Genomic DNA, 16314 nt, shown 5'->3' with positions numbered 1-16314 from the left:
CGTTACTCGCTAGGAATAAGGCCGTGCCAGCGATCTGGCTGTCGCACGGTCTTTAATAATAAGTCGATAAAGTAGCGTTGATGACGACGGATAAACTTATCTTTTTGATAGGCAATCCGCGTGGTTCCCCACGGAAATAGCTCACTTAAATCACGTCTGATCAAGTCTTGGTCCTGATCATCCACATAGGCTGGACTGGCAATAATTCCAACACCTAAGCCCTCCCGCACATAAGTTTTGATTACATCAGTATCTGATGCGCTCAGCACGATTTTAGGCCAAACACCCGCTCGTTCAAAAGTATCGGTAAATGCTGTACAGCCCGTAAAGCCTTGAACATAAGTCACTAATGGCACTTCTGAGAGCGCCTTTAAATTGATTTTTGCAAGACTTAAGATCGGATTATCTACCAGTGCAATCAGGCTTCGATTCCAGCGATAACAAGGGATCGTCAACAAATCCTGACTCACCGCTAAGGCTTCAGTGCACACAGAAAAATCAACCTCATCATGAATCGCTTTTTCCACCAACTGTGCTGGCGTTCCTTGATGTACTTGTAACTCAATCGCCGGATATTGAACTCGAAACTGCTTAATTACCGATGGCAGAATATAACGCGCCTGCATATGCGTCACACCAATTCTGAGCATCCCCTCACCGGTACTAATTTGCTCACGACCAATTTCATAAATATTTTCAATGGTTGCCAATGAGCGGTAAGCATATTCAATGATCTTTTGGCCGGTGTCGGTCAAACCAATCAGTCGCTTACCGTGGCGCAAAAATAAGGGCGTACCCAGCTCAGCCTCTAGCTTACTAATCTGCTGGGAGACGGCGGATTGAACCAGATTTAAGCGTGCAGCGGCTTTGCTGACATTGTAATCATGCTCAACAAGCGTTATCAATGCACGTAATTGACGAAGCTCCATACTATTGGATGTAATAATAATTAATTAGCCATCACGGTACATGATTAATCACTGCGGTTAAATACCTCTTATAGCTAGGTAATGGCAATTTAATCGCCCTACCTAATCCTAGTGAGGTAGGAAAATCGTATATGCATTAAACTAACCGTCACATGTTTACATCAATTGTCGTTACACCTTACTCCGGGAAGTTGGTAGCTCCCTACTATTTAGCCGCCAACGCAACGACAATATTCCAGGAGAACCTAAGGGTTCTCTTTTTTTATGCCTAACACTTCTGGCATACTGAGCCGATTTCATTGTGCAGGAAGTGTTTACATGGATAACGAGAACCGCATTAAAGCTGAAGCCGCCGCATTTCGTGGTTTAGTCGCCCACCTTCAGGAACGCAGCGATGTTCAAAATATTGACCTGATGAATCTATCCGGATTCTGCCGGAACTGCCTGAGCAAATGGTATCTGGAAGCAGCTACTGAGCTGGGCGAAACCATGGACTATGATCAGGCACGTGAAGCCATCTATGGCATGCCGTTTTCAGAGTGGAAAGAAAAGCACCAAGCCAAAGCCAGCGACGAGCAGATCAAGGCCTTCGAAGAGACTAAACCACTGCACGCGAAAATCAGCGGCCACTAAGCATGCTTTAATTTAGAACACAAAAAAGCCGCGTCATAATGAGCGCGGCTTTTTTATATCGATGCTAAATGACGCTATGAAATCATCAGCAGCATCTCGGTCGTACTTAGTTCGGAATAATCTTAAACAGAAAACGGGTTCTGACCATGGCCCAAGCGGTAAATAGCAAACCGGCATGAATCGCAGTATTAATCCAAAAATCATTCATGGCTGGTAATGGCGTATTAGCCAAGATCAACAAAAAGAAGATATGTACAAAGAACACGTATAAGGATGCTTGTCCTAGTGGAATGAAGAACCAACCCAGTGCCTTGTTAATTGGCACCCAGAAGCGTGTCAGAATCGCATACATGGTTATCAAGAGTACAAAGGCATTGAGCACACGGCCAGGCCCTAACTTATATTTCTGAAAATACTGACCATAGATTGAATGAAAGGTATCCGGTGAAATCATTGAGAAATGCGCTGAACCAAACTCTTTCAGAGGATTGTTCCACGTCAGAATAAAGAAAGCGAACGTTAGCGCAAAGGAGGCATACATCACTAGCTTGCCTTGCTGGGTGCTAAAGAACTCCAGAATCTCTTTTTTGAAATATCCAGCGACCACGCCATGCACATAAATCATCTGCCAAGCTAAGATTGGGAAGGCATACTCAAACTGAGCGCCCGTTGGACGAAACGCTGGACTGCCAGAGTTAGGTTCGTGAGCACCAAAGTTAATCAGATAAATCACCCAACTAATACCAAGCAATAATGCCACTCGCTTGCGGCTGATCATAAAGAATATAAAAGGTGTCACCAGTACAAACATCGCCACGTACATCCCAATGATCTGGAATTGGTGCGGTCCGATTCTAAGCAGTAATGCCTGACTCATCAGATTGAAAAAGCCTGACTCCATCGATGGAAATAATGGGAAAGTTTTGCCACTGAATGGACTGTGGAAGGTGGTAATGATCGTGCTATCAATTTCAGGTAAGTAGCGTATGCCAGCTATGATTAAAATCAGCATGACGTTAGTCAGATAGAGTTTAACCGAGCGGTCCATTAGGGATGGCATCACAGCAGCCAAGCCATCTTTTTTAAGCTTTTTACCAAACACCATGCCGACGACAACGCCCGCCAGAATCACAAATATTTCTGCTGTCGAGACAATGCCTGCTCGCTCCCAGCCAACAAACATTAATGCTGAAAAATATTCAAAGTGACTGGCAAATAATAAAGGTATGACAAAGCCACGCAAAAAATCTAATCGTAGATCTCTTGTTGCTCCTGTGTCGGTGTAAACCCAGCTTTGGGTCCCCTCTTCTTTATTCGCCATTTCTTGTTCAAGCATAGTACTGGATGCACTCATGGGAATGGCCTACCTGTTTTTTCTATTTATTATTAATTATAAGTAATTTGGCACAAATACGCTGAATAGGGCGTTAATTAAAACTTCCAGTTATAGCTAAATGACCAAGTACCGTTTTTGTTGTAGTTGGTATCAAACAATTCGTTTGGACCGTAGTTCGAATACTGCAGATTAAACTTATTAGGACGCCAGTCGCTATAACCAAAACCATAGCTCCACTTAGGCTCTCCACCACCTTCTAGTGGCTGGCTCACCGAAGCATTGATGTACCAATTTTCCTTCGGTGACCAGCGGAAATTGGCCGCCACAGAACTATTACCCTTAATTGGGATATTCAATGCGCCAGAAGCGCTTAAGCGGTACTTCTTGAGTAGTTCAGACTTTACCGAGTAACCGAAGCTGGCAACGGCCTTATCAAGCGCTAAGCCCTCGCCTAACTTGATCGGTCCCCAGTTGTTTAGCTGCGCAGAAAAAGTTCCGGCATGCCAATCACTGTAGCCAATACCCCAAGAGTAGCTAAACGGGTCATCACTTTGCTCCAGCGAATAACTCCAGCCAACTCTCGCAAACCAGTAACTGTCTTTAACCAACTTGCGATTGATAGAACCACCGATCCCCATATTGCCGCTACCCAGCGACTTTTTCAGATACAGGTTTCCAGCCAATCCAATGGGCTTTTTCTCTTTCTTTTTAGCCGTTGCTTTTTTGCTTGTTTTTTTAGTCGCACTACCCGGCTCAAAATGCTCTTCGATCAGATACGGCAATGGCGCATCATCAGTCAAGGTTAATGGAATGACATCTGATGCTTTAACGTCATCATCATTACGGCCGCCTGAGAAATCAAAACTCACTTTCTCTTCAGGCATTGCCATGCCCTTGGTTAACGAAACTTCAACCGGCTGTTGCTTACTTGTTTCAACTTTGGAATGAGTCTCAACACGTGGCTGTGGCTTCCTTTCTTCAATCTCTTCCCAAACAGGCGTCCGTCTTTCTTCATTTGCCTTATCTATTTTTTTTTTAGCTGCCAGAGCGGCTTTTCGCTTGGCTTCGTACTCCGCATATTCCTGGAGTAACTCTTCAACACTCTGCCCTTCTGACTTTTTCTTCCAGTCATAAGGTTTGTAAACAAAAAGACTGGATGACTTTGGCTGCGTCTGCTTTTTCGCAGGGGCTTTATATTGTTTCTTTGTCTGCTTTTTAACTGACTTCTTGGCTGAAGGATTCACCTTCGCTTTACTTGCCAGTGAAGGCACTTTAACGGATTTTTTCTGTGGCTTCTTTGAAGAGCTAATAACTACTGGCTTCGGCGCTGGCTGCCATGGCTGACCAACAACCAGCATCGGCTGCAAATAAGGCACCGACACAGTCTTAGCAACATACTTTTTTGGTGCCGGACGCTTTTGCACTTTTACCGCCGGTGCAACCTTAGCAATGACCGGAGCTGGCTTTGGTGCAGGCTGTGGAGCCTGTGCCGGCGTAGAAGTAGAAGCCAATGAAACATTATAGTTAGGCAGTGACTTAACCAGCTCTTTAACCACTGACGCACCAACCGCCTCAACATTCTGGGTCGTACCCACATCTGAGCTTGAGATAGCCGTTTGAACGTTACCTTTGTACTCATTCACCGTCAGTTGAATTTTATCAATGATCAGCACATTCCCATTGCCGATCTGACCCAGTAAACGCTCCAGCAATGGCGCATTGCTATCAACCACATAAGAAGGCCGTGCAGCGATTACTGGCTGAGCGACTTGCACAACGGGTTGAGCTTGACCCACTTGCTGTACGGGTTGAGCAACCCGAACGGGCTGCCTAACCACCTGAGGAGCTACTGGTGCATAATTAGTAACGACAGGCGCTACTCCACCAGTACCACCGGCATAATAACCACCGCCATTACCACCGACGTTTTTAACCACTGGCGCTGCCGGACGTTTGAAAATCTTTTCAGGCGCGGGCCGAGGGTCGAACGTCACCTTACTCGCCAACACTGGAATATCCACCGATTGCTCTTCAATCTCAACAAGCGTTTTCGGTAATAAGATATCAACTGGAACCGGTAGAGTTTCTACTTGAGAAGCCAAAACAGGCACTTCAACTGGCACCGGAATAATTTCTAATGTCGCTTCCAATAAAGGGATATCGATCGCTACTGGAACAATGTCTAACTGCGTTTCCAATAAAGGGACTTCAACCGGTACAGGAACGATATCCAGCTGTGTATCCAGCGTTGGAATATCAACCGGTACGGGAAGAATTTCTACTTCACTGCGAAGCCCTGGTACTAAAACAGGTACCGGTAAGATCTCTACCTGACTGCGAATATTAGGAACCAGAACAGGAACCGGTAAAAGCTCTAAGGCAGAACGCAATTCAGGCACCAACACAGGTACAGGAACTATCTCGACCTTAGTCTCTAACTCAGGCGCTTCACGGGGATACACACAATCAGTTTCCCAATAATGTGGATACTCTTCATTTTTGCCGGCTGGCTCCGCTGTAATTTTGCTACTGGTATCCAACAACTCACTTTCAAACAACTGCGAAGTATCCGGATGCGGAAAGCATTGCTCCCGATAAATTCGGTGGAATAAATGCTGAAAATCCTGGCGTGAGCTTTGCTCATCAGAGCTGATGAGCTCAGGAATAAAACGAGACTCACTATCACCAAAAAAGCCAAGACGTTTAAAACTGCTCCAACCCAGAGGTGACTCCCCTGCTACCATAAAAGACTGTCGACCAGTCTCATCCACTTCAATATCGTAAAAACTACCACCACGAAATGTCTGGCAGTAGTTCCATTGCAACATGGTCCGCTCAGCTTGGTTACGCAATGCAGGAAACTTAGTCGCCGTACTCAGCAAAGCATCCAGCACAATGTCTAAGCTAGCCGCATGCAGCACTCGCTTCTGACCTTTAAGCAGTAACTCATCCGGAATACCTTCTTCATCTCGTTGAATTTCCCACAAGCCATCCAAAGCCACTTTAGCCTTAGCTTCAGTTCTGGCGCATTGCAGTATCTTGCTTTGCTTAAGAATCGGTACTGTAATCTCTTGAGCTGACGCACCCATTGAGGCACAGATACACGCGAACAGCAGGGTTAACTGCTGTCCGGAGTGCTTAAGCCAATAATGAGTGTGTGCAGAGCTCATGATTTATTTCTGTTGAAGCTCAAAGATTTTTTCGTCGAGCTTAAGTTTGCGATCGCAAGCGTTGCAAATATCAAACAATGACCCGTATTTTTTATAGAGCAAAGTACTCAAAACGATGCCGTTAGTATTAGCAGTAATCGCTTTATTGTAACCACCACCATTCTCGTAAACACCGGAGTACCAGCCTTTATCAGGGTGATAAGCGCTCTCAACGTGCTCTTTCAATACCTTGCTGTATTCATCATCTGGATAAAGCGCAATCATGGTCATTGCCGCTTTAGTGGATACGCTCTTCAGGTTGTCATACTGCACACCACGGTCGGTTGTGGTATTCCATGGCAGACCTGCAGTAAAGATCGTGTTGTAGACAAAGTACGGCTTTTGGTCAACGTTGTCCTCCGAGATCGCGCTTACAATACCGGTACGCTTCCAACGCTCTTTTTGAACATCGAAAATATTTCTAACCAGTGGAATGTTTACATCATCGTAACCATGCTCCATTGCATCCAGACCATAGGACTCGGTGACCACATAGTTGTAAGCACCTAATACACGAGGGTCACGGCTATCATAAGCAATGGGTACATCATAGATATCCATACCACTGCGGAAGTCATTGTTGTAATCTGCCGCAACGCTTTGATCAAAACCTACTTCTTGGAATACTTTACCAGCATACTGCTCATAACCTAGTCGGCCTTCCTGCAAGACACGGATCTTTTTAGTCACTGCATCGCGTGCCAAGCCATACATCTGGCCATTTTTAATCAAACGCTCATATTTCCAGCGTGATAACACCTGATTCGCGTGATTGGTAAACTTGGGATATTTGCAGATTAGGGTATTCATCCAAGAGACCAAACGCGCCAAATCCAATGTAGAGACACCGATACCGTCCTCAGTCGGTTGGTTTCGGTAATCCACCATTGCGCCAGACATAGTGTTGTACACCTTGTTTGGAGCTTCATTATTGAACAGCTTCATGGTGCTCAACGTCTTGATCAACGCCACAATGCGATCATCAAACTCTTTCTGAGTGATAATCCCAAAATCCTGAGCGGCAATCGTCGCTGCCATTGCAGAACCGGTATCCCACATCGTGGTTGAAGGGTATTTGTTTGCCGCATTAACCAGACCTGTTTTGGGCTGGTAGTTATTCTCGTAATACTTCCAGGCAATCCGCGCCGTCTTCATATCTTCTTCGCTCAAACAGCTCTTAGCACTAAAGCAGGCATGCTTAACGGCTTTAGTCGCTGCACACATCCCTGCTTCATCTTCTGCAGATTTTGAAGCGAATAGCTCTGATGGATCACGATCGCCCGTTGTGTTTTCAACCTTAGACGTACTCCAGGCAATGACACCCACTCCCAGAGCTGTGCCTAGCAGAAGAGGCAGATAACGTTTAAGTTTGCGGCGATTCTCGTTGTTATTATTATTTTGCTCACTCATCTTTACTTACCTTTATCTTGCAGGACTTTGTTTATAGTTTCATGGATATCAAATGCAGTTTTGCTACCGTCTTTTGCGTTCCAGGCGTTAACCAGTGCATCAACTTTCTGCATTAGGCCGCGCATACTTTTTTGGTGTTCCTTATAGGTGTCACCGGCTTTCCAAATGGCTTTCTTGGTGCCTTTAAGTAATGCTGCCGCTTCTGGGAATTTTTTTGCGCCGCGCAGTGCATCGGCTCTCAAGACTACAGCATAAGTTTTATATAACTCTGTCAGCTGCTGCTCTTTCGATAACTTAGCCTGAATTTGTTTTTTCTCTTTTGCCGACTGGTCTTGTTTCGCAATGAATGCTTCGATTGCTTTAATCTGATCAGTAATGACCACTTGAGTCTCAACGATGCCATCAACCTGCTCGGAAGATTGCTGATACAAACCAGCAACACCCTGAATTTGACGACTGAGATTCTGAGAAGACTGCACTGACATGTAAGTCAGCCACGACAACAGCACGATGACCGCAACGCTGATTGATCGGTAGAGCATGATTATTTACCCGCTTATTTTTCTTATTATTATCGTTAAACCAATCTGCACAAGACATGAATAGATAAGAATATGTCTGTAAAAAATACAGCTTGTCTAATTTTTGTTAATTCTGTTTTACAGCAGGATTTCATTATGTCACACTTATTTTTCGTCACACAAGTGAATAATAAAAATTATTAAAACAATGACTTACCTTAATGCCGCATGAATATTCTAATCGTAGATGACGCCAAAGAAATGCGCATGATCATATGCCATATGGTAAAAAAACTTGGCCACACAGTAACTGAGGCAATCGATGGGGAAGACGCCTGGGAGAAACTCCAGGAAGGTCGATTCGAAGCCGTAATCAGTGACTGGCAAATGCCGCGCCTTGATGGTATTGGTCTGTGCGAGCGAATTCGTGCCGCCAACTTCTCTCATTATATATACATCATTCTGTTAACCGGTCTGAGTGGCAAAAAGAACATCTTAGACGCCATTAACTCAGGCGCTGACGGCTTTGCTTCCAAGCCGGTTAATCTGGAAGAAATCCGCATTCGCTTACTGGGTGCGCAACGGGTTGTTACGCTGGAAAATGACATTGCAGAAAAAAATGCTGCACTGAGAGAGGCCCATGATCGCATCCAGAAAGACCTTGAAGATGCCGCCGCCACTCAGGTCAGTTCGTTGCCCGATCCGCTTCGTTTAAAGTCCGTAAAAACAGAGTGGTTTTTCAAGCCTGCCGTGTTTATTGGGGGTGATACGTTCGACTATTACCAAACTCAGACGGACTGTTTGGTGTTTTATAGCGTTGATATTTCCGGTCACGGAATTTCGGCGGCCATGTTATCCATGTCGCTTCAGGTATCACTGGGCTTAAAACGTGGACTGTACGGTGGCGCTGTTACACGGGATCGCTTACAGGAAATACCCGCCCTATTCGCACACAACTTGAATGCACGACTGCTTGAACAAAAACATGATCACTATCTGACTATGATTTTTGGAATCGTCGATCTGCAAGAAAACAAAATCTATTACGTGCAAGCAGGTCACCCTCACCCTTACTGGATTAAGCACAAAGAGAATACCGTTGCACCGATTGAAATAAACGGCTTTCCGGTTGGCTTGTTCGAAGGTGCCGATTACGAGACCCAAGTGCTGCAAATGGAACCTGGCGATAAATTTATCCTGTACTCCGATGGCATTAGCGAGAATACATCGCTCTTGAACAATGAAGTATTGGAGGGCGACAACCTGACCTCGCACTTTGAAGCGATTAAAGAGCAAAGCGCAAAACAAATTACAGAGACCATTGCCACTGAATGGCTCGGTAACGATCAACTAAATAAACTACCTGACGACGTCAGCTTTCTGATTTTCGAGTTCGACGAAATAAACAACAATAAATGAGGCTACACCATGAACATCAATTTACAACAAGACAATGGCCTGACCACTGCGACGCTTGACGAGACACGCTTGGATGCCTCAGTTGCACCCGATTTTAAGGCGGCAATGGAAGCGATTATCCAGTCAGGAAACAATCAACTGATTCTTGATATCAGCCGCTTAAGCTTTATGGACAGTAGCAGTCTGGGCGCAATGGTAGCAGTACTGAAACAAGTTGGCGGCACTGGCAAGATGGTAGTACTTGGCGCATCCGGCGCAGTACTGGAACTATTCAAGCTGACGCGTATGGATCGTATTTTTACTCTGTCAGATAACCTTGAAAGCGCTAAACAACACTTCAGCTGAGTGAAACAGCATCTTATCTATAACACCAAACAGCTGTGGGGGACCTGAAAGTGCGGTGAGTTAAATTGCCGCATTTTTGAAAAATAATGTTCACACTAACTATTGATAGTAGCTTCTCGGAGGTCCGTAAGGCCTCAGAACTATTGTATAACTATTGTACTGAATATGAGATCTCAGTCGACCTGCAAGGTCAGCTGGAATTAATACTGGTTGAGGCATTAAACAATGTCGTTGAGCATGCGTATCTGGAAAAACCGGGCCATGCAATCAACATTGTATTGACTCTAGAGGACGGCAGCACGGTGATCTCGATTGCTGACACCGGCATTCCTGCGCCTGGCTCTGCCATCGCGGAGGGCTCAGAGCTTCCAGATATAAATGATATGCCAGAAGGCGGCTGGGGTTTATGCCTGATTCAGGCACTGTCTGATAGCATTGAGTACTATCGTCATACTGATCACAATCAATTGATCCTAAAAAAGCAGACGACAATTTAACTGTAACATCTCATCACCCTGGGTATGTGTTAAGCAGAATAATAATTATAAAGGATGCTCACCATGGGTTTTTATTTTGAAAAATTCGAAAACCGGGTTCCCGAACCGCCATTACTGCACTCTCCAACCAGAGAGCTGCTCTGGCAGTACTTAGCGGTTATCAACCTAACGCTAGGGCTTTGGTATATCTATTGGCGCTGGACCTCTTCCCTTAATGTGGAAGCGCTCTGGTACGCGATTCCCTTGGTGGTTGCAGAAACAGGGGCTTACATTGGCTTGTGTTTTTTCACCTTCAATTTGTGGAAAGTGAAAGACACACCGAAGCAAGAACCGCCCGCTCATTTAAGTGAAGTGGTCGACTACGAACCACAGCAAGATCGCCCGATTAAGGTCGATGTTTACTTCCCTACTTATGATGAAGACCCTGAACTGGTACGCTTAAGTATTCAGGATGCCAAGCGCGTTCAATACCCAAGCCATATCGATATCAGCATTCACGTGTTGGATGACGGTAAGCGGGCAACCATGCAGCAGGTGAGTGAAGAAGAAGGCGTTAACTACATCACTCGTGACAATAACATGGGGTACAAAGCGGGTAACTTACGTAATGCCATGGAGCAAACCAGTGGCGACTTCATTGTTATCTGTGATGCTGACACCCGCCCTTTCCCAACTATTTTAGAACACACCTTAGGTTACTTTCGTGACCCTAGTGTGGCCTGGGTGCAAACCCCTCAGTGGTTCTTTGACTTGCCAGAAGGTAAAACACTGGAAGCGACACTTGGTAAACACCTCTCTACCCCTGGCCGCCTGTTAGGTGCCGGTATTGAGAAGCTGATTGGTGAAGTGCGCATCGGCGCAGATCCCTTCGTGAATGACCCTAAAATGTTTTATGACGTGATTCAACGTCGCCGCAACTGGTGTAATGCCTCTTTCTGCTGCGGCGCAGGCTCTATTCACCGCCGTGAAGCCGTTATGGAAGCCGCGCTTAAGGCCTACGCTGAATCCATTGATAAAGAAGTGATCAGCAACAGCCTGAAGATTCGTAAACTAACTGGTGAAACAACGCTGGATGCTATTACCGAGTCTGGACTGAAGCATCAGGTACTACAAGATAACGAATTTACACCGTACCGTTTTCATGTATCTGAAGATATCTACACCTCTATCGTATTGCATGGCGACTCTGAGCGTAACTGGAAATCAGTGATGCATCCTGAGGTTGAGTCGAAAATGCTCTCCCCTCAAGATTTACTGAGCTGGACGATTCAACGCTTTAAGTATGCGGGTGGCACACTGGATATTGCCAAGAATGATAATCCGGTGTTTCGTGAAGGCATGAGCCTGCCACAGCGACTAATGTATGCCACCACAATCTGGTCATACATCGGCGGTATCTGGAATGCGATTTTCCTATGCGCACCATTGATTTACTTGTTTACGGCGATCGCGCCGGTACAAGCTTACTCCATGGACTTTTATGCGCATATTTTACCATTTTTGTTAATGACCGAATTGGCCTTTATGGTGGGCTGTTGGGGGTTAGCGGGCTACCAATCCAAAGCTTCTTATTTGGCTTTCTTCCCGAACAATTTACGCGCTATCTGGACAGTACTGAAAGGCGAAAAGATTAGCTTTCCAGTGACCCCTAAAGATCGGCAGGAAGGTACTTTCCTTCATCTGATTATTCCACAGCTGAGCATTATGGTGCTAACAGCGATTGGTATTGGCTACGCTTGGTGGCAACTCTCGATGGGCCATATTGGCTTCTCGGTGGATGGCGTACTACTTAATACCTTCTGGGGACTTAACAATATTTTGGCATTAAGTGGCATTTTATTCGCAGCCACTTGGAAGCCAGATCCTGAACAAAATGCGGCAGAGACCGCAACTAATGACACGGACACTCCGGACTTTAGTAAACATTCACTTAATGAGGAACCCGCATGAGTTTCAAAACTAACCTGATCCGGGCCCGCAGTCATATTATTTTTATGCTGGCATTAACGACCGCTTTCGGTATTGTCATCACCATGGAAAATATCGACTTTGAAAACCGTGTGGCTGCACGTGCCAACATCAAAAATGAAATCAGCATCCCACTATCTGCTTCGCGCAGCCTTTCCTCCGAGGAAATGGAGTGGGCTAAAATTGCGTGGAAGTACTTTGAAAATAATACCATTGCCGATACTGGCATGGTGAACTCGGTTGATCAGTACAACGCGTCGACGCTCTGGGATACCTCGTCTTACATGATGGGGCTGATTTCAGCACATCGACTGAAGATCATTACAGAAGAGAACTTCAAACATCGCATGGGCAATCTGCTTGCGAGCTTGGAAGCACTGCCGTTGTTTGAAGGAAAATTACCGAATAAGTCTTACAACACCATTAGCCTGAAAATGGTCGACTATACCAACCGTGAGACCGTTCAAGGTATTGGCTGGTCGGCAATTGATATCGGCCGAGTGATGGTACCGATCAATGCATTAGTTTGGCACTATCCGGAGTTCACCCCTGAAGTTCAGAAAGTTTTGGCTCGCTGGGACTTGGCAGCCATGGTCAACAAAGGCAACCTGTATGGCGCACTTCGTGAGGGTAAAAAGACTCAAATCCTGCAAGAAGGACGCTTAGGCTATGAAGAGTATGCGGCTAAATCCATGCAACTAATGGGTTATGACGTGGCGGAAGCGATTGATTATCAATCCTGGTTAAAATTCATCGATATCTATGGCATCAACATTGCCACCGATAGCCGCCGCCCTGAGGAGTTCACCGCACACAACTATGTGGTAAGTGAGCCTTATATTTTGGATGGCATTGAATATGGCTTTGATCAGATCTCTCAGCAGTTCTCAAATCGCGTGTATTCGGTTCAGCAGGCTCGCTACGAAGATACTGGCATCCTAACTGCTGTCAGTGAAGATAACATCGATGTAGCGCCCTACTTTGTCTACAACACGGTATTTACGGGTGGTAAAGCCTGGAACACGATTACCGAATCCGGTGATGATGCCAGTGACTTTAAGAGCCTGAGTACTAAAGCGGCTTTTGGATGGCACGCACTATATGAAACAGATTACACCCGCAAGCTAATCGATGTGGCCAGCAAGCTGTATGATCCTGATAAAGGCTGGTATTCTGGATTGTATGAAAAAACGGGCAAGCCAAACAAGGCGCTGACTGCCAATACTAACGGAATCATCCTTGAGACTCTGGCGTATAAGCAACTTGGCCCGCTACTAAAACCAAAGCAGACTGAATTAGCCAGCCGCTAATCAGTTCGCACTGCCAATAAAAAAGGGACAACATGCAAAACATGTTGTCCCTTTTTTTATTTAGGCTTTGAGGCAATAATCTATTTTAAGCGTTTGCTGATAAGCTTCGTTGAGTACTTAGTTGTTCGCTAAGCAGGAGTCATTGATTATTGAAGTATCGGTAGCAGCCACTTCATTAACATAGCTTCCAACGCTTTCGGGTTGATCGGCTTGGTCAGGTAATCATCCATCCCCTCTCCCCGATACTCCTCTGAAGCACCTTGCATGGCATTAGCTGTCAGCGCCACAATAGGAATGGGCTTGCGACCTGCCTCGGCCAATTGCGCACGAATCAGCTTCATCGCTTCGATACCACCCATTCGCGGCATCTGAATATCCATCAGAATAAAGTCATAATCTTTGGCCTGAGATGCCTCAACTGCTTCAATCCCATCTTTAGCCAGTTCGATTTTTAAGCCCATCTTTTTCAGCATGGCCATGGCAACCATTTGATTGACCGTATTATCCTCAACCAACAAAATACGTGGCACGCTTTTCAGCTTTTGCGGCCATGGCTTATCCGTAGCGGAAGTAGGTAGCGGCAAAGAACCTTCATCCCGCTGCTTGTCATTATCCACCACCGCTTCTAAGTGCCGTGAGAACTTAATCTGACTTAGCGGCTTAGTCATGCTCGGTATCGATTGATGCTGAATCTCGCGAGTTAATGCAGAACTTGATTCATTAATGCTTCGCACAAATAACCAGGAATCAGGTAGATCAGACTGCTTTAAATGGCTCAGCAATTGTGACTGATCATTGTCTTTCAGGTGCTCCAGATCAACAATAAAGCGGTCGATTTTATTCTCATGCTTTAACGCATGCAGCTCAACCAGCTCATCGACTGAACTCACAACCGTTAAATTCGCTCCAAGGGCTGCAAACTGCCGCTTCACAATATCAAGAATTAGAGCATTGTTTTCATGCAGGGCAAACGAGCGCCCTACTAGCGTTTTACAATCTGAGCGATCATCAGTATGCCCAAATGGAATTTCAACCCAGAAGGTACTTCCTTTGTCCAAGGTACTCTCTAAGCCAATATCACCTTTCATCAACAAAGCCAGTCGCTTAGAGATCGATAAACCTAAACCCGTACCCTGAGGATTGGTCCGGTCATACTTGCCCTGAGAGAACGGCGTAAACAAGCCCTCTTGTGCAACCTGATCCAAGCCAGTCCCGGTATCGCTAATTTCAAAACGAATGCTAACTGAGTCATTATCTTTGGCAATGCGAAATGCACGCAGCATGACGTAACCGCTGCTCGTAAACTTAAGTGCGTTGCCCAATAGATTAACTAAGATCTGTCGTAACCGCAGCGGGTCACCGGTCAACTTTTGCGGAACGCTGCAGTCGGTTTGGCATAACAATTCAAGTTGCTTATTCGCCGCTGTAATTGCCATAGAACCGAAAATATCGTCCAGCAAGTCGCTTAGCACGAACGTCTCATTGAGAATTTCAAACTTGCCAGCTTCAAGCTTCGATAAATCGAGGATGTCATTGATGATACGTAGCAAGGACTGCGATGAGGATAGAATCACCGAAGCCTGACGCCGCTGCTCGGGAGTCAGTTCAGTATCAAGCAACAAATACGACATACCGATAATGCCGTTCATGGGCGTGCGTATTTCGTGGCTCATGGTGCTCAGAAACGTCGTTTTAGACTCACTGGCAGCCAATGCCACATCACGCGCTTGCTTAAGCTCACTGGTACGCTGAAGGATTTGCTCTTCTAAAGACTCTGCAAGCGTTTGTAAGCTATTGTTGCTGTCGTAAAGCTCGCGGCTTTTACGCTCCAACAAAGACTCCGCCTGCTTTCTGGCAGCTCGCTCACGTTGAAGACGTCGTTTGTATAGCTCTAATTCGTCACTCACCGTTAAGCCGCTGTTTTTTCAAGCCTGAACCGCACATGCGTGTTTTCCACACCTGATAAATTTTCAGACGTTAATGTGATGTCTTCCTGAAAGTGCTCAATACAGCCACGGATCAGACCTTCAGCTACCGGAGCAAATGGACGTGTAGACTGGTAAGTCATTTCCAGCACTAAAGGCTCAGGCTGCTCAGTACCAAAGGTTGGTAACTCGGCATCCGGGTACAATTTACGGACTTCGACATGCACATGATCTTCGATTAGTGCCAGAAAGCCAAAGCAAGAGTCAACGTTACCAAAAAATTCGGGATACAACTCTACAAATCGACCAAACAAGTGCTGACCAAAGACTTTGATTAATGGGACAACATCGATCTCTGATTCTTCACTCAAATGCCCGACCATCTCCACCAGTTCACTGTGTGGATAGGTACCGACAGATGTATAAGCGCCTCCCGTTGAAAGGTTGGATGCCTCAATCATTCTGTCTGCAATTTCGGGAGAAAATTTATCCTCAACCATTTCAAGAAATTCTGTGAAAATAACGCCCTTCACGGTGCCTCCTAATCATTTTTATTGTTGAATATTAGTCTGAAAAAGACATTTTTTGCATATAAAATACACTAAGTATTCTACCCCACAAACAAATGGGATAACAGAAAAAAACAGATAGGAAGTAATATGGATATTAGACATTTACCAGATCTGTAGTCACTAACAAACGATTATGAAGTGACTTTATCAAATCTGGTAGGCGCGAGTGGATTCGAACCACCGACCCCTACCATGTCAAGGTAGTGCTCTAACCAACTGAGCTACGCGCCTAAAGAGGAG

13 protein-coding genes and 1 tRNA gene are annotated in these 16314 nt (G+C 45.5%); 6 read left to right on the top strand and 8 right to left on the bottom strand.

What is annotated here, in order from left to right:
* Window positions 1–2: 2 nt before the first annotated feature.
* A complete protein-coding gene (locus LEUMU_RS24355; RefSeq protein WP_022950721.1) occupies window positions 3–929 on the bottom strand; it encodes a LysR substrate-binding domain-containing protein in 927 nt (308 codons plus the stop codon).
* Window positions 930–1247: 318 nt separating this feature from the next.
* Between LEUMU_RS24355 and LEUMU_RS0102580 the strand changes: the two genes are divergently transcribed.
* Window positions 1248–1562, top strand: a complete 315-nt coding sequence (locus LEUMU_RS0102580) for a DUF1244 domain-containing protein (RefSeq protein WP_022950720.1) — start codon at window positions 1248–1250, stop codon at window positions 1560–1562.
* A 106-nt stretch (window positions 1563–1668) separates the two neighbouring features.
* Here LEUMU_RS0102580 and opgC read toward each other — a convergent pair whose 3' ends face one another.
* The 4 genes from opgC to LEUMU_RS0102560 form a co-directional block, all read right to left on the bottom strand.
* On the bottom strand, window positions 1669–2916 hold the full coding sequence (gene opgC / locus LEUMU_RS0102575) for an OpgC domain-containing protein (RefSeq protein WP_026744419.1): 1248 nt from the start codon (window positions 2914–2916) through the stop codon (window positions 1669–1671).
* Window positions 2917–2993: 77 nt separating this feature from the next.
* A complete protein-coding gene (locus tag LEUMU_RS0102570; protein ID WP_022950718.1) occupies window positions 2994–6068 on the bottom strand; it encodes a hypothetical protein in 3075 nt (1024 codons plus the stop codon).
* Window positions 6069–6071: 3 nt separating this feature from the next.
* Window positions 6072–7517, bottom strand: a complete 1446-nt coding sequence (locus LEUMU_RS24350) for a DUF3131 domain-containing protein (RefSeq protein WP_022950717.1) — start codon at window positions 7515–7517, stop codon at window positions 6072–6074.
* A gap of 2 nt (window positions 7518–7519) precedes the next feature.
* On the bottom strand, window positions 7520–8059 hold the full coding sequence (locus LEUMU_RS0102560; protein ID WP_022950716.1) for a hypothetical protein: 540 nt from the start codon (window positions 8057–8059) through the stop codon (window positions 7520–7522).
* Between the two features lie 207 nt (window positions 8060–8266).
* On the opposite strand from LEUMU_RS0102560, the gene LEUMU_RS24345 reads away from it, so the two are divergent.
* The 5 genes from LEUMU_RS24345 to LEUMU_RS0102535 all read left to right on the top strand — a co-directional run bounded on the left by LEUMU_RS24345 (window position 8267) and on the right by LEUMU_RS0102535 (window position 13577).
* Window positions 8267–9457: a PP2C family protein-serine/threonine phosphatase gene (locus tag LEUMU_RS24345; RefSeq protein ID WP_022950715.1), complete on the top strand. Its 1191-nt coding sequence runs from the start codon at window positions 8267–8269 to the stop codon at window positions 9455–9457.
* 9 nt (window positions 9458–9466) lie between these two features.
* Window positions 9467–9802 (top strand): STAS domain-containing protein, encoded by a 336-nt coding sequence (locus LEUMU_RS0102550; protein ID WP_022950714.1) that lies wholly within the window; start codon window positions 9467–9469, stop codon window positions 9800–9802.
* Window positions 9803–9888: 86 nt separating this feature from the next.
* On the top strand, window positions 9889–10299 hold the full coding sequence (locus tag LEUMU_RS24340; protein WP_022950713.1) for an ATP-binding protein: 411 nt from the start codon (window positions 9889–9891) through the stop codon (window positions 10297–10299).
* A 63-nt stretch (window positions 10300–10362) separates the two neighbouring features.
* Window positions 10363–12249, top strand: coding sequence for a glycosyltransferase family 2 protein (locus tag LEUMU_RS24335; RefSeq protein WP_022950712.1), 1887 nt, complete (start codon window positions 10363–10365; stop codon window positions 12247–12249).
* Window positions 12246–13577, top strand: a complete 1332-nt coding sequence (locus LEUMU_RS0102535) for a DUF3131 domain-containing protein (RefSeq protein WP_022950711.1) — start codon at window positions 12246–12248, stop codon at window positions 13575–13577. The genes LEUMU_RS24335 and LEUMU_RS0102535 overlap by 4 nt, the downstream gene beginning before the upstream one ends.
* Before the next feature lie 146 nt (window positions 13578–13723).
* On the opposite strand, the gene LEUMU_RS0102530 is transcribed toward LEUMU_RS0102535, so the two are convergent.
* The 3 genes from LEUMU_RS0102530 to LEUMU_RS0102520 form a co-directional block, all read right to left on the bottom strand.
* Window positions 13724–15484, bottom strand: coding sequence for a response regulator (locus LEUMU_RS0102530; RefSeq protein ID WP_157474234.1), 1761 nt, complete (start codon window positions 15482–15484; stop codon window positions 13724–13726).
* A gap of 2 nt (window positions 15485–15486) precedes the next feature.
* Complete coding sequence (locus LEUMU_RS0102525; protein ID WP_022950709.1) at window positions 15487–16035, bottom strand: heme NO-binding domain-containing protein; 549 nt, start codon at window positions 16033–16035, stop codon at window positions 15487–15489.
* Between the two features lie 193 nt (window positions 16036–16228).
* Window positions 16229–16305: transfer RNA gene (locus tag LEUMU_RS0102520), tRNA-Val, on the bottom strand.
* Between the last annotated feature and the right edge of the window lie 9 nt (window positions 16306–16314).

Origin of the sequence: Leucothrix mucor DSM 2157 (genome assembly GCF_000419525.1) — a bacterium.
GTDB classification, from domain to species: Bacteria; Pseudomonadota; Gammaproteobacteria; order Thiotrichales; family Thiotrichaceae; genus Leucothrix; species Leucothrix mucor.
Note: the sequence above shows the minus strand (reverse complement) of the source record. Positions and strands in the feature narration are given on the sequence as shown.